The organism is Streptomyces sp. NBC_00503, from assembly GCF_036346895.1.
In the GTDB taxonomy this organism is placed as follows: domain Bacteria; phylum Actinomycetota; class Actinomycetes; order Streptomycetales; family Streptomycetaceae; genus Streptomyces.
On the sequence record NZ_CP107855.1, the window covers coordinates 4,975,717 to 4,993,049 of the forward strand.

The 17,333-nt window shown below is 71.8% G+C and carries 15 protein-coding genes and 1 pseudogene; 11 read left to right on the forward strand and 5 right to left on the reverse strand.

Going from position 1 to position 17,333, the window contains the following annotated elements; all coding sequences use genetic code 11:
* Positions 1-198: 198 nt before the first annotated feature.
* From OG490_RS23205 to OG490_RS39225, 7 genes are all read left to right on the forward strand, one after another.
* A complete protein-coding gene (locus OG490_RS23205; protein ID WP_330301020.1) occupies positions 199-1,803 on the forward strand; it encodes an ABC transporter ATP-binding protein in 1,605 nt (534 codons plus the stop codon).
* Complete coding sequence (locus OG490_RS23210) at positions 1,800-2,915, forward strand: ABC transporter permease (protein ID WP_330298204.1); 1,116 nt, start codon at positions 1,800-1,802, stop codon at positions 2,913-2,915. Before OG490_RS23205 ends, OG490_RS23210 begins: the two co-directional genes overlap by 4 nt.
* Positions 2,912-4,177: an ABC transporter permease gene (locus OG490_RS23215; RefSeq protein ID WP_330298205.1), complete on the forward strand. Its 1,266-nt coding sequence runs from the start codon at positions 2,912-2,914 to the stop codon at positions 4,175-4,177. Before OG490_RS23210 ends, OG490_RS23215 begins: the two co-directional genes overlap by 4 nt.
* Complete coding sequence (locus OG490_RS23220) at positions 4,174-4,584, forward strand: cytidine deaminase (RefSeq protein WP_330298206.1); 411 nt, start codon at positions 4,174-4,176, stop codon at positions 4,582-4,584. Before OG490_RS23215 ends, OG490_RS23220 begins: the two co-directional genes overlap by 4 nt.
* Positions 4,585-4,680: 96 nt before the next feature.
* Positions 4,681-5,958 (forward strand): thymidine phosphorylase, encoded by a 1,278-nt coding sequence (locus tag OG490_RS23225; RefSeq protein WP_330298207.1) that lies wholly within the window; start codon positions 4,681-4,683, stop codon positions 5,956-5,958.
* A gap of 92 nt (positions 5,959-6,050) precedes the next feature.
* Positions 6,051-6,641, forward strand: coding sequence for a Uma2 family endonuclease (locus OG490_RS23230; RefSeq protein WP_330298208.1), 591 nt, complete (start codon positions 6,051-6,053; stop codon positions 6,639-6,641).
* Positions 6,642-6,795: 154 nt separating this feature from the next.
* Entirely contained in the window at positions 6,796-7,029 is a 234-nt protein-coding gene (locus OG490_RS39225; RefSeq protein ID WP_443065970.1) for a hypothetical protein, read from the forward strand.
* Here the strand turns inward: OG490_RS39225 and OG490_RS23235 are convergent.
* The 3 genes from OG490_RS23235 to OG490_RS23245 form a co-directional block, all read right to left on the reverse strand.
* Positions 6,916-7,932 (reverse strand): sigma-70 family RNA polymerase sigma factor, encoded by a 1,017-nt coding sequence (locus OG490_RS23235; RefSeq protein WP_330298209.1) that lies wholly within the window; start codon positions 7,930-7,932, stop codon positions 6,916-6,918. The genes OG490_RS39225 and OG490_RS23235 overlap by 114 nt on opposite strands.
* A 97-nt stretch (positions 7,933-8,029) precedes the next feature.
* On the reverse strand, positions 8,030-8,650 hold the full coding sequence (locus tag OG490_RS23240; protein WP_330298210.1) for a DUF402 domain-containing protein: 621 nt from the start codon (positions 8,648-8,650) through the stop codon (positions 8,030-8,032).
* Between the two features lie 44 nt (positions 8,651-8,694).
* Positions 8,695-10,032, reverse strand: a complete 1,338-nt coding sequence (locus tag OG490_RS23245) for an MFS transporter (RefSeq protein ID WP_330298211.1) — start codon at positions 10,030-10,032, stop codon at positions 8,695-8,697.
* A gap of 99 nt (positions 10,033-10,131) precedes the next feature.
* On the opposite strand from OG490_RS23245, the gene OG490_RS23250 reads away from it, so the two are divergent.
* On the forward strand, positions 10,132-11,088 hold the full coding sequence (locus OG490_RS23250) for a LysR family transcriptional regulator (protein WP_330298212.1): 957 nt from the start codon (positions 10,132-10,134) through the stop codon (positions 11,086-11,088).
* Here the strand turns inward: OG490_RS23250 and OG490_RS23255 are convergent.
* Complete coding sequence (locus OG490_RS23255; RefSeq protein WP_330298213.1) at positions 11,042-12,187, reverse strand: helix-turn-helix transcriptional regulator; 1,146 nt, start codon at positions 12,185-12,187, stop codon at positions 11,042-11,044. The two genes, OG490_RS23250 and OG490_RS23255, sit on opposite strands and share 47 nt — an antisense overlap.
* A gap of 514 nt (positions 12,188-12,701) precedes the next feature.
* Between OG490_RS23255 and OG490_RS23260 the strand changes: the two genes are divergently transcribed.
* On the forward strand, positions 12,702-15,200 hold the full coding sequence (locus OG490_RS23260) for an ABC transporter permease (protein WP_330298214.1): 2,499 nt from the start codon (positions 12,702-12,704) through the stop codon (positions 15,198-15,200).
* An 86-nt stretch (positions 15,201-15,286) separates the two neighbouring features.
* Positions 15,287-16,057 carry an ABC transporter ATP-binding protein gene (locus OG490_RS23265; protein ID WP_330298215.1) on the forward strand — a complete coding sequence of 257 codons (771 nt, stop codon included), beginning with the start codon at positions 15,287-15,289 and terminating at the stop codon, positions 16,055-16,057.
* A 34-nt stretch (positions 16,058-16,091) separates the two neighbouring features.
* On the opposite strand, the gene OG490_RS23270 is transcribed toward OG490_RS23265, so the two are convergent.
* Positions 16,092-16,811, reverse strand: a complete 720-nt coding sequence (locus tag OG490_RS23270) for an alpha/beta hydrolase (RefSeq protein ID WP_330298216.1) — start codon at positions 16,809-16,811, stop codon at positions 16,092-16,094.
* 256 nt (positions 16,812-17,067) lie between these two features.
* On the opposite strand from OG490_RS23270, the pseudogene OG490_RS23275 reads away from it, so the two are divergent.
* Positions 17,068-17,328 (forward strand): annotated as a pseudogene (locus tag OG490_RS23275) (zinc ribbon domain-containing protein); the annotation flags it as partial.
* Positions 17,329-17,333 lie beyond the last annotated feature (5 nt).

Consider the following 17,333-nt stretch of genomic DNA (forward strand, 5'->3'; position numbering starts at 1 on the left):
GGGTCCGGGAAGCGGTCTCTATCGCTCCCGGGCCCCGATCCGTCTCACGTGGTTTCGTGTGATCTTGTGGCCGGTTGGCCGCAAGTTTTCACTTTCGACAGTGCTACGCGCGTAGAAGCATCGTGGACGCGATACTTTCTCTCCCCGCCCTGTCCCCCTCCCTGCCTTCAGCTCCTTCCGCGCCAAGGAGAGTGCGTCATCAACGCGTCCAGCCCGCCCCCCGCCGTAGAACTGCACGGCATCACCAAGCGCTTCCCCGGCGTCGTCGCCAACAAGGACATCGCGATCACCGTCCGCAAGGGCACGGTCCACGCCCTCGTCGGTGAGAACGGCGCCGGCAAGTCGACCCTGATGAAGATCCTCTACGGCATGCAGAAGCCGGACGAGGGCACCATCGCGATCGACGGGGAGCAGGTCTCCTTCCACAGCCCCGGCGACGCCATCGCCCGCGGCATCGGCATGGTGCACCAGCACTTCATGCTGGCCGACAACTTCACCGTCCTGGAGAACGTCGTTCTCGGCGGCGAGCAGCTCTACGGCATCGGCGCGAAGGCGCGCAAGAAGATCAAGGAGATCTCGGACGCGTACGGCCTCGGCGTGCGCCCCGACGCCCTGGTCGAAGACCTCGGCGTCGCCGACCGGCAGCGCGTGGAGATCCTCAAGGTCCTCTACCGCGGCGCCAAGATCCTCATCCTCGACGAGCCGACCGCCGTGCTCGTGCCGCAGGAGGTCGACGCCCTCTTCGACAACCTGCGCGAGCTCAAGGCCGAAGGCCTGACCGTCATCTTCATCTCGCACAAGCTGGGTGAGGTCCTGAAGGTCGCCGATGACATCACCGTCATCCGGCGCGGCACCACGGTGGGCACCGCCGACCCGCGCACCACCACGACCAAGCAGCTCGCCGAGCTGATGGTCGGCTCCGAACTCCCCTCGCCCGAGACCCGCGAGTCCACGGTCACCACCACGCCGATGCTCAAGGTCCAGGACCTGCGGCTGGCCGCGACCGACCCGGACGGCGTGGTCCGCGAGGTGCTGGCCAACATCAACCTCACCATCCACAAGGGTGAGGTGCTCGGCATCGCGGGCGTCGAGGGCAACGGCCAGACGGAGCTCATCGAGGCCCTGATGGGCATGAGCATCCCGGACGGCGGCACCATCACGCTGGACGGCACCGACATCTCCACCGTCGCGACGCGCAAGCGCCGCGAGGGCGGCATCGGCTACATCCCCGAGGACCGCCACCGGCACGGTCTGCTGCTGGAGTCCCCGCTCTGGGAGAACCGCATCCTCGGCCACGTCACCGAGGCCCCCAACTCCAAGCACGGCATCCTCGACCCGAAGGCCGCCCGCAAGGACACCGAGCGGATCGTGCGCGAGTACGACGTCCGCACGCCCGGCATCGAGGTCACCGCCTCCTCGCTCTCCGGCGGCAACCAGCAGAAGCTGATCGTCGGCCGCGAGATGAGCCACAACCCGAAGTTCCTCATCGCCGCCCACCCCACCCGTGGTGTGGACGTCGGTGCGCAGGCGCAGATCTGGGACGCGATCCGCGCGGCCCGCCGCGAAGGCCTGGCGGTCCTGCTGATCTCCGCCGACCTGGACGAGCTGATCGGCCTGTCCGACACCCTGCGCGTCATCTACCGCGGCCGCCTGGTCGCGGACGCCGACCCCGCGACCGTGACCCCCGAGGAACTCGGCACCGCCATGACGGGCGCCGCCTCCGGGCACCTGGAAGCCACCGACAACCGCTCCGACGCCGGCACGGATGCCCGTACCGACTCTCCGGAGGACGAGGCCCGATGAAGAAATTCGACAAGGACCGGCTGCTCCTCGGCTTCGCCGGCCCCGCGCTCGCCCTGGTCACCGCCTTCGCGCTGACCATGATCGTGCTGGCGGCGACGGGCGTCGACCCGATCGAACCGCTGCGCCTCATGGTGGAGAACGCCGGCTACGAGGACGTCCAGGTCCTCATCATCAACCAGGCCGGTACGTACTACCTGGCGGCCCTGGCCGTGGCCATCGGCTTCCGGATGAACCTCTTCAACATCGGTGTCGACGGCCAGTACCGCCTCGCGGCGATGCTGTCCGCGGTGGTCGGCGCGGCGGTCACGCTGCCCGGCCCGCTGCACATCCTGCTGATCGTGGTCGTCGCCATGCTGGTCGGTGCCTCCTGGGCCGGCATCGCCGGCATCCTGAAGGCCAAGCGCGGCGTCAGCGAGGTCGTCTCCACGATCATGCTGAACGCCATCGCGACGAGCCTGATCGCCTGGCTGATCCTGCCGAAGAACCTCGGCGTCCAGCCCGCGGGCTCCAACGACCTGACCACCGGTGAGATCCCCAAGTCCGGCTGGTTCCCGGCCCTCGCCTTCGGCGACGGCCTGGAGATCTACGGGTTCACCTTCGTCGCCTTCGCGCTGGGCATCGTCTACTGGTTCACCCTCAACCGCACCCGCTTCGGCTTCGACCTGCGCGCCACCGGCGCCAGCGAGTCCGCCGCGCAGGCCTCCGGTGTGGACGCCAAGAAGATGATCATCACCTCGATGCTCATCTCCGGTGCCGTCGCCGGCCTCGCCGGCATGCCGGTCCTGCTGGGCGAGAGCCACACGTACAGCCTCTCCTTCCCGGTCGGTGTCGGCTTCACCGGCATCACCATCGCGCTCCTCGGCCGCAACAGCCCGATCGGCATCTTCTTCGCCGCGTTCCTGATGGCCTTCATCGACAAGGCCTCGGCCTCGCTCGACACGGCCGGGTACGCCAAGGAGATCGGCACGATCATGAAGGGCCTGATCGTGATCGCGGTCGTCGTCTCCTACGAGCTCGTCCGCCGTTACGGCATCCGCCGCCAGCAGCAGAAGGTCGGCGAGGAACTGGCCGCAGGCCTCGCGATCAAGACCGAGAAGGAGGTCTCGGCGTGAGCACCAGCACCGTTTCCGCGACCAGCGCCGCGCCCAAGAAGCAGGGCGGACGCAAGAAGCTCACCCTCCCGTGGACCATGCTGATCGTCGCGGGCGGACTCGCGCTGATCTCGCTGGTCCGCGTGATCAGCGGCGCCGACGACCTGACCTCGATCGGCCAGGTCTCCGGAGCGCTCTCCCTCGCCGTGCCGATCGGCCTCGCCGGACTCGGCGGCCTGTGGGCCGAGCGCGCGGGCGTGGTCAACATCGGCCTCGAAGGCATGATGATCCTCGGCACCTGGTTCGGCGCCTGGGCCGGCTACCAGTGGGGCCCGTGGACCGGAGTCCTCGTCGGCCTGATCGGCGGCGCCATCGGCGGCCTGCTGCACGCGATCATCACGGTCACCTTCAACGTGAACCACATCGTCTCCGGTGTGGCCATCAACATCCTGGCGCTGGGCTTCACCCAGTACCTGTCGAACTTCACCTTCGCCGACGCGCCCGGCGGCTCCTCCAAGCAGTCCCCTCGCGTCGAGGAGATCTACAAGATCACCGTGCCGGGGCTGTCCGACTGGATGGCCACCCTCCAGGGCAAGCACTGGTTCTTCATCTCCGACCTCGCCGGCGTCATCGGCGGCCTGGTCACCAACCTGTCGCTGCTGACCGTCGTCGCGCTGCTGCTCATCCCCGGCACCTGGTGGGTGCTGTGGCGCACCACCTTCGGCCTGCGGCTGCGCTCCTGCGGCGAGAACCCCGTCGCCGCCGAATCGCTCGGCGTCAACGTCTACAAGTACAAGTACATCGCCGTGATCGTCTCGGGCGCCCTGGCGGGCCTGGGCGGCGTGTTCCTGTCGATCGTGGCCAGCCCGATCTACCAGGAGGGCCAGACCGGCGGCCGCGGTTACATCGGTCTCGCCGCGATGATCTTCGGCAACTGGATGCCGGGCGGCATGGCGCTGGGCGCGGGCCTCTTCGGCTTCACCGACAGCCTCAAGCTGCGCGGCGGCGCCGAGAACGTCCACGCGATGCTGCTGCTCATCGCGATCCTGCTGGTCCTGGTCGTCGCCTGGCAGCTCTACAAGAAGAAGTACGTCCAGGCCGGCGTCTCGGCGGTCTTCGCCGTGCTGCTGTTCCTCTGGTACGCGCTGACCGACGCGGTGCCCAGCCAGTTCGTGGACGCCGCCCCGTACCTGACCACGCTGCTCGTGCTCGCGCTGTCCGCGCAGCGCCTGCGGATGCCCAAGGCGGACGGCATGCCCTACCGCAAGGGCCAGGGCAAGTGACGGCGCCCCACGAGGTGCTCGGCGCCGTGGACTGGGAGACCCTGCGCGAGGCCGCCCGGGACGCCATGTCCCGCGCGTACGCCCCGTACTCGGGCTTCCCGGTCGGCGTCGCCGCGCTGGTCGACGACGGTCGTACCGTCGTCGGCTGCAACGTCGAGAACGCGAGCTACGGACTCGGCCTGTGCGCCGAGTGCGGTCTGGTCTCCTCCCTCCAGGCCACGGGCGGCGGCCGGCTGACGCACTTCACGTGCGTGGACGGCAAGGGCGAGATCCTCGTCCCGTGCGGCCGCTGCCGCCAGCTGCTGTTCGAGTTCGGCGGCCCGGAACTCCAGGTGGAGACGCCGGAGGGCATCCTGCCGCTCTCCGCGATGCTGCCGCAGGCCTTCGGGCCCGACCACCTCAGATAGTCACGACGACGGCCCTCCGCCCTGCCGGGCGGAGGGCCGTCCGTCCTTCCGTAACCGGAATCCCCTCTCTCTATGCGCGTAGAAGGAAGCACTTCCATGGACGTCATCTCCGTCATCCGCACCAAGCGGGACCGCGGCGAACTGAGCCCCGAGCAGATCGACTGGGTCATCGACGCGTACACGCGCGGCGTGGTCGCCGACGAGCAGATGTCGGCGCTGGCGATGGCCATCCTGCTGAACGGCATGAACCGCGCCGAGATCGCCCGCTGGACCGCCGCGATGATCGCCAGCGGCGAGCGGATGAACTTCGACTCCCTCTCCCGCCCGACGGCCGACAAGCACTCCACGGGCGGCGTCGGCGACAAGATCACCCTGCCGCTGGCCCCGCTCGTCGCCGCCTGCGGCGCTGCCGTACCGCAGCTCTCCGGCCGCGGCCTCGGCCACACCGGCGGCACCCTGGACAAGCTGGAATCCATCCCCGGCTGGCGCGCGCTGCTCTCCAACGAGGAGATGCTGCACGTCCTGGACACCACCGGCGCGGTCATCTGCGCCGCGGGCGACGGCCTCGCCCCGGCCGACAAGAAGCTCTACGCGCTGCGCGACGTCACGGGCACCGTCGAGGCCATCCCGCTGATCGCCTCCTCCATCATGTCCAAGAAGATCGCCGAAGGCACCGGCTCCCTCGTCCTGGACGTGAAGGTCGGCACCGGCGCCTTCATGAAGAACATCGAGGACGCGCGCGAGCTGGCGCGCACCATGGTGGGCCTCGGCACCGACTCGGGCGTCAAGACGGTCGCCCTCCTCACCGACATGTCCACCCCGCTCGGCCTGACCGCCGGCAACGCCCTGGAGATCCGCGAGTCGGTGGAGGTCCTGGCGGGCGGCGGCCCCTCGGACGTCGTCGAGCTGACCCTGGCCCTCGCGCGGGAGATGCTGGACGCGGCGGGCATCAAGGACGCCGACCCGGCGAAGGCACTGGCCGACGGCCGGGCGATGGACGTGTGGCGCCGGATGATCGCGGCCCAGGGCGGCGACCCGGACGCGGCCCTGCCGGTGGCCCGCGAACAGCACGTGGTCACCGCCACCGCTTCGGGCGTGCTGACGCGCCTGGACGCGTACGGGGTGGGCGTCGGCGCCTGGCGCCTGGGCGCCGGCCGCGCGCGCAAGGAGGACCCGGTCCAGGCGGGCGCGGGCATCGAGCTGCACGCGAAGCCGGGCGACACCGTGACCGCGGGCCAGCCGCTGATGACCCTGCACACGGACACCCCGGAGAAGTTCGAGTACGCCCTCGCGGCGCTGGACGGCACCGTCGACATCGCGGCACCGGGCACCCCCTTCTCCGCCACCCCGATCGTGCTGGACCGCATCGCCTGATCCCCTCACCCGTACGACTGAACGGGACCGGTGGACGACCGCCGGTCCCGTTCTGCATGCTGGGATCGGTGACGAAGCGATAGGAGCACACCATGAGCGCACTCGCAGTCGAGCACCAGCCTCCGAGCGGTGACGACTGGGATTCGGTCGTCCGCCTCTGGGAGGAGATGGACTGGCCGGAGGGCTGCAAGGTGGAGATCATCGAGGGGATCGTCACCGTGGCACCACCGCCCGTCAACAATCACAACCTGATCGCCGCATTGGTACAGCGGCGCCTCTACGCCAAGATCCCTGACGACTGGGACGTCTTCCAGACCCTCAATCTGGCCGTTCCGAGCCGCAGCGGCCTCTACATCCCGGACCTTGCGGTCGTCCCGAGGGACGCGGTTCCCAAGGGGGAGAACTTCGTCCCCGCAGGCGCCGCAGAGCTCGTCGTCGAGATCACCTCGAAGTCGAACGCCGCCAACGACCGCGTAGCCAAACTCAAGGGCTACGCCGCGGCAGGCGTCCCGCTCTACCTCCTCATCGACCCGCACTCGAGCGGCATCCCCACCATCCATCTCTACGGCGAGCCCAGCGACGGGAAGTACCGCGTCCTGGCGGCGGCCAAGTTCGGTGAGGCGCTCCACCTGCCCGAGCCGTTCGACCTGATCCTCGACAGCTTCTCCTGGCCGCGGCCGTAGGCGGCTTCTTCCGCCCTACCGATGAGTTCGGGCACGGTCGGCGGTCTGCCCTTATGTGGAGATCAGAACCGTGGCACTGGAGGAGCTGGAGCCGGATACCGCCGAGCTGTGCGCACGCGTGCGCACACTGTGCCGGGACGGGCCCGACGGGGTGGTGTGCGACGTCAGCGCCGTCGCCGCACCCACCCTCTCGACCGTCCAGGCGCTCGCCCGCGCGGCCCTGACCGCCCGCCGCCTCGGCGTCCCCTTCCGGATCACCGGGGCCGTCCCTGCCCTACGCGCCCTCCTGCACCTCGTAGGACTCGTCGAGCTGCTCGGGGAGGCCGAAGAGCGGGAACCACCGGGGGGTGTCCAGGAAGGCGTTGAGCCCGACGATCTTCCCGTCTGAGACCTCCAGGACCTGCAGCGCCCACGGGGTCCACCCCGGCTGCCCGTCCTCGCGGAGCCGGTACTGGCCGAAGGCCGGCATGCCGTTCGCCGTGGTCGGTACGAGGCGCGAGCCCTTGCAGCCGATGCCCTGGTTGAGGTGCCAGGCGGCGATGTCCTCGTGGCCGCGCAGCCACAGGTCGAAGGGCGGCATCGACAGCACCGCGTCCTCGTGGAGCAGGGTGGTCAGGCGCGAGATGTCGTACGCCTCGAAGGCGGCGAGGTACTGCTCCAGCAGCTTGACCTGCCCGGCGTCGAGCGGGTCCGCGGCCTCGCTCTCGCGGATCCGGGTCGCGGCGAGCGTGGCGCGGGCCCGCTGCAGGGCGCTGTTGACCGAGGCGACGGTGGTGTCCAGCAGGGTGGCGACCTCGTCGGCCTTCCAGGCGAGCACCTCGCGCAGGATCAGCACCGCCCGCTGCTTGGCCGGCAGGTGCTGGAGCGCCGCGACGAAGGCGAGCCGTACGGATTCCTTGGCCAGCGCCATCTCCGCCGGGTCCGCGGTCTGCGGGAGCACCCGGCCGTCGGGGACCGGCTCCAGCCAGGTCACCTCGGGCCGTTCGTTGAGGATCGCGGAGGCCTGGTGCTGGGGGGCGGTCAGGTCCATGGGGCGGGCGCGCTTGTTCCCCGCGTTCAGCAGGTCCAGGCAGACGTTGGTGGCGATCCGGTACAGCCACGACCGCAGGGAGGACCGCCCCTCGAACTTGTCGAAGCTGCGCCAGGCACGGATGTACGTGTCCTGCACGGCGTCCTCGGCGTCGAAGGCCGATCCGAGCATGCGGTAGCAGTACCCGGTCAGCTCCACCCGGTACCGGTCCAGGGCCGCATCCAGCTCGGAGCCGGTCCCGCGGTCGGTCGTTTCCGTCATGTCCCTTGATCCCCCTGGTAGTTCCGGATGCTTCGGAAACTACCCGAGCCCTCTGACAACCGCAGCCCGGCACGCGACGACCCGGGGAAGTGCCAGGTCAGGCCTCGTCCTCCGCTGAGCGGCTGTCCCGGCTCGGCGGCAGTTCCGGGAGGTCCGGGAGGGGCCAGGTCGCGGGTGGGCGGAAGTCGCACCAGGCGCCGTCGAAGGGGTAGGCGGCCGATTCGACCAGGGTCGTGACGCGGACGCCCTCCGCGCGTATTGACTCGGCCTCGGCCGGCGTCCAGTACACAGGGTGGCCGGTCTTCGCGGCGAAGGACTCCTCGTCCTTCCACTGCCACGCCCGGTCCGGGGCGACCGTGATGTCCAGTTCGTGGTCGGTCACGCGGATGTCCGCACCGGCCCGCGCGCGGGACTCGAGGTTCACGTACCAGCCCCGGAACTCCTGTTCCTCGGTGAAGGTCCACCACACCGCGTGCCCGGCCCCGGCCGGCTGGAGTATCAGGGCGCCCCCGCGCCGCCACCGGCTCGGCCGCAGCGGGTACGAGCCGCCCGGCGGCAGGTCCCGCAGGTGGGTGCCGGGCGGCAGTTCGGCGCGCCAGACCGGGGTGCCCGGGGCGATCCACAGCAGTAGGCCGTCGGCGCGGTCCTCCACGACGCGGGCCGGACAGATCATGCTGACCGTGTCACCGAGGACCAGGTGAATGTTGACTAGGGGCATGACCGGCGATCATGCCACCCGGGTCCGTCAGCCGGTCATACCGGTCAGCGGGCCGGCAGTGCCGCCGCGTGCGCCGCCCGGGCCGCGTGGGACCCGTACAGGGTGATCGAGACGACGCCGACGACCGCGAGCAGGGCCAGGGCGACGGTGGCCCCCCAGCCCGCCGAGTGGTAGGCGAGGGCGCCCAGGGTGCCGCCGGCGCTGGAGCCGATGTAGTACGCCGACTGGTAGAGCGCCGAGGCCTGCGCGCGGCCCGTCTTCGCCGTACGGCTCACCGCCGCCGAGGCCACCGCGTGGCCCGCGAAGAACCCGGCCGTGATCAGGACCAGGCCCAGCAGGATGGAGGGCAGGGAGTCCGACAGGGAGAGGAGGAGGCCCAGCGCGGTCGTGGTCACCGCCAGGTACAGCGCCCCGCGCCGGCCGGTGCGGGCCACCAGCTGTCCGGCGGCCGCGGAGGAGACCGTACCGACCAGGTAGACCAGGAAGATCGAGCCGATGACGCCCTGCCCGAGGGAGAACGGCTCCTCGACCAGGCGGTAGCCGATGACGGTGTAGACGGCGCCGAAGACGGTCATGAACAGCGCGCCGATCCCGTACAGGCGCAGCAGCAGCGGGTCGCGCAGGTGCCCGGAGACGGTACGTCCCACCGCGCGCGGGTTCAGCGACGCCGGCCGGAAGAACCGGGCCCGGGGGAGGAGGACCAGGAAGGCCACCGCGCAGGCCAGCGACATCAGGCCGACGGTCAGCAGCCCGCCGCGCCAGCCCCAGGCCTGGGCCGCCCAGCCCGTGACGAGGCGGCCGCTCATGCCGCCGATGGAGTTGCCCGCGACGAACAGGCCGATCGCGGCGACCAGCGCCTTCGGCTTGACCTCTTCCGCCAGGTACGCCATCGCCGAGGCCGGGATGCCGGCGATCGCCGCACCCTGGACGGCGCGCAGCGCGATCAGCCACTCCAGGTTCGGCGCGAAGGGGACGAGGAGGCCGACGCCCACGGCCACCACCATCGAGCAGGTCATCATCCGGGTCCGGCTGAACCGCTCGGACAGCGCGCTGAGCGGAAGGACGAACAGCGCGAGGGCGCCGGTGGCCGCCGAGACCGTCCAGCTGGCCTGACCCGCCGTCACGCCGAAGCCGGCGGAGATCGCGGGGAGCAGGGCCTGGGTGGAGTAGAGGAGGGCGAAGGTGGCCAGGCCCGCGGCGAAGAGCGCGAGGCTCATCCGGCGGTAGCCGGGGCGGCCGGGCTCACGGGCTTCGGGAGCCGGGGTCTCGGCTGCGGAGGCCGTGGCGGCGGAGGTCCCGGCGGCCGGGGTCTCGACTGCGGCGGGGAAAGGCGAGGTGGAGGCACCCACGGTGGTGGGTGCCCCGGTATGAGCGGGAGGCATGTGTACGACCGTAGAGCCGGTCTTTTCATGCGTCCAATGCACGGATTCGCGATAATCGATCCACTGGTGCATCAGTACAGGTCAGATGGGTGCCTATCGATGAGTCGTTACGAAGAAGACATGGCCGTGACACATGCGCTGGCCCCGCGCCTCGCGTACTTCGTCGCCGTCGCCCGGCACGAGCACGTCACCCGAGCCGCGCACGAGCTGGGGGTTCCCCAGTCCACCCTGTCGCGGGCCATGGTCCGCCTCGAACAGGACCTGGGCGTCGCGCTGTTCGCCCGCAAGGGCCGCACCGTCGCCCTCACCACGGCCGGCCGCACCTTCCTCGCCTCCGCCGAGCGCTCGCTCGCGGAGATCGCCCGCGCCGCGGGCTCCGTCCAGCAGGACGCGGACCCGTCCTTCGGCAAGGTCGCCTTCGGGTTCCTGCACACCCTGGGACCCGAGACCGTACCCGGGCTGATCCGCGCCTTCCGGGCCGACCATCCGGGCGTACGGTTCTCGCTGGTCCAGAACTACGGCGAAGCCATGCTGGAGAAGCTCCGGGCCGGCGAGCTCGACCTCTGCCTGACCTCGCCGCTGCCCGACGCCCCCGATCTGGTGGCCCGCCGCCTCGACGAGCAGCGGCTGCGCCTGGTGGTCCCCGACGACCACCGCCTCGCCGGCCGCAAGCGGATCCGGCTGGCCGAGGCCGCCGAGGAAACCTTCGTCACCCTGGAGCCCGGCTACGGCCTGCGCCGGATCACCGACGACCTCTGCGCGGAGGCCGGGTTCACCCCCCGGGTGGCCTTCGAGGGGGAGGAGGCCGAGACCCTGCGCGGGCTCGTCGCGGCCGGGCTCGGCGTCGCGCTGCTGCCGCCGCCGGCCGTGGCCCGGCCGGGGGTGGTCGAGCTGACGGTCACCGCTCCGCGCGCGGTCCGCGAGATCGGGGTGGCCTGGCTGGACGGACATCCGGACACGCCGCCGGTGGCTCACTTCAAGAGGTTCCTGCTGTCGCGGCGCGGGCGCCTCATCGCGGAGCTCCCGGAACTTCCGGAGCCGCGGCCGGGGGCGTGAGCGGGGCCGGGGCGATGGCCGCCGACAGCAGGTACCCCGCCTGGAAGCGGGACTTGGCGCCCACGGCGCGCATGATCTCGGCGATGTGGCGCTGGCAGGTCCGCTCGGACATGCCGAGCCGCCGGGCAATGATCTTGTCCTCCATCCCCTCCGCGAGCAGCCGCACGATGGTCTGGCGGAGCTCCTCGGAGATGGAACGGGCCTGATCCGGGCCGATGGTGGTGGTGAAGGGCTCCGCGGCCGCCCAGGAGCGCTCGAAGGTCTGCACCATGAAGTGGACGACGTTCGGCTCGCGCACCAGCAGCGCCGCCTTGGTGTCGCCCTGAACCTCCATCAGGCCGGTGTGCCGGTCGATGAGGATCATCCGCATCAGGCCGTCGCCGACGGTACGGACCTGCGAGCCGAGCGCGGTCACCCGCTCGACGTACGCGGCCGTCGGCGGAGAGTAGCGGGCGGTGTGCTGATAGATCGTGCGCAGTCGCACGCCCCGGGTCAGCAGCGCCTCGTCCCGCAGCACCGCCTCCGCCAGGATCTCGGCCGGACGGCCGCCACCCGGATGGCAGGTGAGTATTTCGCACTCGGCCGATGCGGAGAATCCCTGGAGCAGGTCCCGGAGCGCGTCCTGGTCGGTGATCATCTCCAGGCTGTCCACCCCGTCGCGGTCCCGCTGCGAGGCGCCCGCCTCGTACTGCGGGATCAGCGTCTCCAGCAGGGCCCGCAGCCGGTCCATCTCGTCGTGGGTCTCGCGCACCCGTAGGGCCAGCGGGGCCAGCGTCCGGGCGGTGGCGGCCCGCGGGGACACGGCGCTCCAGCGCACGGGGGCGCTGTCGGGGGACTCCATGGACTGGCCGTCGGCCTGGCCGTCGGCGCGACCGTCCGTCGAGTCGTCCCCCGAGCCGTCCCCGGAGCCGTCCCCCGAGGCGTCCGGGCGGGGCTGGAGCAGGTGCGCCGCGGTGAGCTCGGCGATGGCGGTGGAGACGGCGGCCGGGTCGCCCAGCAGCTGCGCGGCCTCGGCCTCGGTGAAGGCGTGCCGCTCGGCCGCGTACCCGTACAAGCGTCGGGCCGCGGGGCTCAGCTGGTCCGCTTCATCCGCTGGCATGTCCATATTCGTCCCGGCCTGTGATGATTCGTAAACCCCTCGTGTTCCCGCAAGGCGTCAAGACGATGCCCTTCGATCTTCGCGAGCATATGCCGAACCGGCACAGTGGTACCACGGCGTTCTCGGGGGAGGGTGCGGGCTTCCACGAGTCCGTGCCTCGCCGTCATGGCAACGCACCCTCGCGCGGTCGCGTGCCTCAGGTGGTTGCGCCGGGCCCGCCCGTGTCGTCCGACCGGGAGGGGACGGTGCGGCCGGTACGGGCGGCCCCGCGCGACCACCGACACCATGCACCGGCCACCAGCCACCGGCCACCGGCACCGCTCCGTGCGAGCACCGGCATCACGACCCCGGGCGCTCCGCCCGCCCGTCACTGCCGCCCGCACCTCCCTGACCAGGCCGGACAGCGCCCACCAGTCGGACACCCCCTGATGCCGCCCCGGCTGCTGTGGCACCCTCGGGCCCGGCTGGTCAACCGGCCTTCGCGCCGGCCCAACCGCCCACGGGAGTACCGCACATGCTCAACATCGCCTGGCTCACGCTGCGCAGCAGATGGGCCTCCTTCGGCGGGACCTTCCTGGCGCTCGCCCTGGGTGTCGCGCTGATGTCCGCCATGGGCCTGGTCCTCGCCGCCACCACCCACAGCCCCGAACGCGGCCCCGGCCGCTTCGCCGGCGCCCCCGTCGTGGTCCGGGCGCTGCCCGACCTCACGGTCCCCGCCGAGTGGGGCGGAACCCAGAGCCTGCCCCTGGAGGAGCCGCGCGCGCTGCCCGCCGAGGTGGTGGCCGCCGTGTCCGCCACCGGCACGGTGACCGTGGACCGCGCCTTCTACGCCCAGCTCGCGGGCGGCCCGGCCGGCTCGGTCGGCCACCCGTGGACCTCGGCGGCCTTCGGCGGCTACCGGCTGACCGCCGGCCGGGCCCCGGTCGGCGACGGCCAGATCGTGGTCGGCGCAGGGTCCGGTGCGAAGCCGGGCGCACGGGTCCTCGTACAGACGGCCGAAGGGCAGCGCCCGTACACGGTGGCCGGTACCGTCGCCGAACTGCCCTTCGAGCAGCCCGTGTTCTTCGCCGAGGCCGAGGCCGCGCGGATCTCGCCGCGCATCGACGCCCTGGTGACCGACGCGGACGCGGCCGCGGTACGGGCCGCCGTGGGCCCGCGGGGAGAGGTGCTGACCGGCTCCGCCCGCGGCAAGGCCGACCCGCAGTACCGCGCCGACGAGTCCGCACTGATCGGCGTCTCCACCATGCTCGGCATGGCGGCCGGAGTCGGCGGCTTCGTCTCCGTCTTCGTCGTCGGCTCCACCTTCGCCTTCTCCGTCGCCCAGCGCCGCCGCGAACTCGCCCTCTTCCGGGTCTCGGGAGCCACCCCGCGCCAGGTGCGCCGCCTGGTCCTCACCGAGGCCGTCGGTGTGGGCGCCCTGGCCTCGGGGACCGGCGTACTGCTCGGCCTGGCCGCCGCGCCCGCGCTCGCCGGGAAGCTCGCCTCCGAGGGCATGGCCCCCAGCTGGTTCACCGTCACCGTGGACGCGGCCTCCGCCGTCCTGCTCGCCGTGGTCTTCCTCCTCGGAATCCTGCTCGCCGTGACCGGCGCCGGGGCCGCCGCCCTGCGGGCCGGCCGGGTCCGCCCCATCGAGGCGCTGCGCGAGGTCGCCGTGGACACCAAGGCCATGACCTGGCCGCGCTGGCTGGGCGGGCTGGGCGCCCTCGCCGCGGGCATCGGCCTGATCGCCGCCGCCCCGCTGCTGCCGCCGCTGTACTGGGCCAGCCTGGCGACCTCGGTGGGCCCCGCGCTCATCCTCGCGTTCGCCCTGCTCTCGCCCGTGGTGATCCCGCTGCTCGCCAAGGCGGCCACGGCGCCCTTCGCCAGGACGCGCGGCGCGGGGGCCGTCCTGGTGCGGGCCAACACCGTCACCTCGGTGCGCCGGACCGCGTCCACCGCGGCCCCGGTGCTGATCACCGTCGGCCTGGTGTGCTCGCTGTGGAGCACCTCCGGCTCACTGGAGGGCGCCCGCGCCAAGGAGGCGGCGTCCCGGGTGGCGGGCGCCGACTTCGTGGTCACCCCCGCCCACGCCCCCGGCCTGACCCGGGAGCTCGTCGACAAGGTGTCCGCGCTCCCCGGAGTCTCGGTGGCCGTCTCCACCCCGGCCACCGTCTTCACCGTCCCCGGCCCCGACGCCTTCGCCGACCCCTCCGGCGGCGGGGCGCTGATCCCGTACTCCGCCGAGACCGTCGATCCGGCGGCGATCGGGAACGTGCTCGCGCTGCCCGTGGTCGCCGGCGACGCGAAGAAGCTCGACGACCGCTCCATCGCCGTCGACCAGTCCTGGAACCGGGCGGTCGGAGACAAGGTCGAGGTCTGGATGGGCGACGGAACCGGGCACGAGCTCACCGTCGCCGCCGTCTTCAAGACCAGTACGAGCGGCAACGGCGCGGTGCTCACCCCCGCCCACGCGGGCAGCGAACTGCCCCGTGCGGTCTACGTGAAGCTCGCGGCCGGAGCCGACCGGGCCGCCGTCCGAGGACAGCTCGACACGCTCCTCGAGGGCCAGGCCGCCCGCGCCGTACCGATCGCCGCGTGGACGGCGGCCGGTGACACCAAGCGCCAGGACGACGCCCGTACGGCGCTCTACCTCATCGGCGGCATCGCGGTCCTCTACACCGGCGTCGCCGTGGCCAACACCCTGGTGATGTCCACCCGCCGCCGCGGCCGCGAGTTCGCCCTGCTCAGGCTCACCGGATCCACCCCGCGCCAACTACTGGCCATGGTGGCGGGCGAGGCGCTGCTCGTCGTCGCGGTCGGCGGCCTCCTCGCGGCGGGCGTGGTCGCCGTCAGCCTGGCCGGACTGTGGGCCGCCCTGCGCCAACTCGTACCGGGGGCGCAGGTGGTGGTGCCGCTGGTGCCGTTCCTGGCGACCTCGGCCGCCTGCCTGGTGGTCGCGCTGGCCGCCGTACTCGTACCGGCCCGGCTGGCCCTGCGGACCCCCGCGGTACGGCTGACGGCGGCCGTCGACTAGCCGTACCGCCCCCCTGCTTCGACCCCTTCGACTCCTTCGACCCCTTCGACCCCGATACGAGAGGACCGGCGTCCATGAAGCCGACCATGACGAGCGCACCGCCCCGCGGCGGCGACCGGACGACGGACCACGCGCTGCGGCTGGACGCGGTGACCAAGGTGTACGGAAAGGGCGGCAGCCAGGTCCGCGCCCTCGACGGAGTGACGGTGGGCGTCCCGCGCGGCTCGTTCACCGCCGTGATGGGCCCTTCCGGATCGGGCAAGTCCACCTTCCTGCACTGCGCGGCGGGCCTGGACACGCCGACCACCGGGTCGGCGTACATAGGCGGCACGGAACTGAACGGCCTGAGCGAGACCGAACTGACCCGGCTGCGGCGGGGGCGCATCGGCTTCGTCTTCCAGGCGTTCAACCTGGTGGCCGCGCTGACGGTCCGGCAGAACATCGAACTCCCGCTGCGCCTGGGGAAGGAGAAGGTCGACCCGGCCTGGCTGGAAGAGGTGCTCGGCCGGGTCGGGCTGAGCGGGCGCGCCGCGCACCGCCCCGGCGAGCTCTCCGGAGGCCAGCAGCAGCGCGTGGCCATAGCCCGCGCCCTGATCACCCGCCCCGACGTGCTGTTCGGCGACGAACCGACCGGAGCCCTGGACACGGTGACGGCCAAGGAGATCCTCGCGCTGCTGCGCGAGAGCGTCGACGGCACCGGCCAGACGGTCGTCATGGTCACGCACGACCCGGTCGCCGCCTCCTACGCAGACACCGTGCTGTTCCTGGCCGACGGCAGGCTCGCCGACCGGATGGACCGCCCTTCCCCGGACCGGGTCGCGGAGCGGATGACCAGCCTCGGGGCATGGGGGACCTGACAGCTGCCGGCGGCGGGGTGTCGGCGGCGGGGCGTCAGCCGCGCAGCGAACGCCCGTAGCCGGAGGCGAGCGGCATTCGCAGACCCAGCGGCGGCGGAGCCGCCAGCGCGTCGGTGACCGGGCGCGAGTAGGGGCCGCTGAACACCGAGCCCAGGACGAAGTCCACGGACAGGGCCACGACCTCGGCCTGGTGCTCGCGCAGCCCGTGACCGTCGGAGTGCACCTCGAAGCGGCACGTCGTGCGGTTGGCCTTCTTCGCCCGGGTCGCCAGCCGGTACGACAACTCCGGGTCGCTGCGGGCGTCGTTGGTGCCGTGCACGATCAACACCCGGCGTCCCGACAGCTGTTTCACCGGTTCGGGGGAGTTCGAGGCGGACCGTTTCGGCAGCGAAGGGGCAAGAGCCAGAACGGAGTTGACGGCCTCGTGCCCCGCCGCGACGAGGGCCGCCCGGCCGCCCGCGTCGTATCCGGCCAGGCACACCGGCACGTCCCCGTACCTGCGGACCACCTCGTCGGCCGCCCATTCGGCCTCCGCCTCCCGGGTGCCCCCGCCGTGGATGACCTGGTGTGTCACCAGCCCGTCCGCCGCGCCCGCGCGGGCCAGTGCCCTGGCGAGCGGCCGTAACGGACCGGGGGACAATCTGGACGCTCCGGGAAGCAGGAGCACCACACCACTGACCGTGGAAATCGAGCCGGTCGCGCCGGCCGCCCGCCCCAGACGGGCCCCGCGCGCCGACGGCGCATGCTGTGCCATGGCGAAACAGTCTCAGACCCGGAGGTGTACGTCAGCTGTTCGCACGGTCAAGGTATTTCAGGGGTGATGGCGATCTGGTGAGCACGATGCATCGGTCACCCGTTCGGATGGGGCGTCGGGGTTTGAGGGGAGCGAGTTCGCTCGTGGTCCCCGCACAGAGTGAAGCCCTGCGTCCAATACTCGGGAGACCCGGCAGCGCACCGAGGCACGGCACCGGACGACGCGGACCTGACCGGCAAGATCCGAAAGAGGCGACCTGGTGGAGATGGGTCGCAAGCACGGTCGTGCCGTGCACCTGGTCCACCCCGCGTACACCGCGACGGACTGCGCGCAGTGCGGAGCGAGAGCCGAGCACGCACTGCCGCTGGGTATGCGCACCTATACCTGCACCGCGTGCGGAGCCGTGTCCCCAAGGGACAAGAACTCCGCACACGTGATGCTCGTCAGGGCAGGTCTGAACCCGGTCGGCGCCGAGAGCGCAAGACCCGACGAACCGCCGGTTCGCCGGGCGGCTTGAGCCGA

Coding starts and splice junctions, on each gene's coding strand:
- OG490_RS23210 (WP_330298204.1), top strand. CDS start 1,800: ATGAAGAAATTCGACAAGGACCGGCTGCTCCTCGGCTTCGCCGGCCCC.
- OG490_RS23225 (WP_330298207.1), top strand. CDS start 4,681: ATGGACGTCATCTCCGTCATCCGCACCAAGCGGGACCGCGGCGAACTG.
- OG490_RS23230 (WP_330298208.1), top strand. CDS start 6,051: ATGAGCGCACTCGCAGTCGAGCACCAGCCTCCGAGCGGTGACGACTGG.
- OG490_RS23235 (WP_330298209.1), bottom strand. CDS start 7,932: ATGACGGAAACGACCGACCGCGGGACCGGCTCCGAGCTGGATGCGGCC.
- OG490_RS23240 (WP_330298210.1), bottom strand. CDS start 8,650: ATGCCCCTAGTCAACATTCACCTGGTCCTCGGTGACACGGTCAGCATG.
- OG490_RS23245 (WP_330298211.1), bottom strand. CDS start 10,032: ATGCCTCCCGCTCATACCGGGGCACCCACCACCGTGGGTGCCTCCACC.
- OG490_RS23250 (WP_330298212.1), top strand. CDS start 10,132: ATGAGTCGTTACGAAGAAGACATGGCCGTGACACATGCGCTGGCCCCG.
- OG490_RS23255 (WP_330298213.1), bottom strand. CDS start 12,187: ATGCCAGCGGATGAAGCGGACCAGCTGAGCCCCGCGGCCCGACGCTTG.
- OG490_RS23260 (WP_330298214.1), top strand. CDS start 12,702: ATGCTCAACATCGCCTGGCTCACGCTGCGCAGCAGATGGGCCTCCTTC.
- OG490_RS23265 (WP_330298215.1), top strand. CDS start 15,287: ATGACGAGCGCACCGCCCCGCGGCGGCGACCGGACGACGGACCACGCG.
- OG490_RS23270 (WP_330298216.1), bottom strand. CDS start 16,811: ATGGCACAGCATGCGCCGTCGGCGCGCGGGGCCCGTCTGGGGCGGGCG.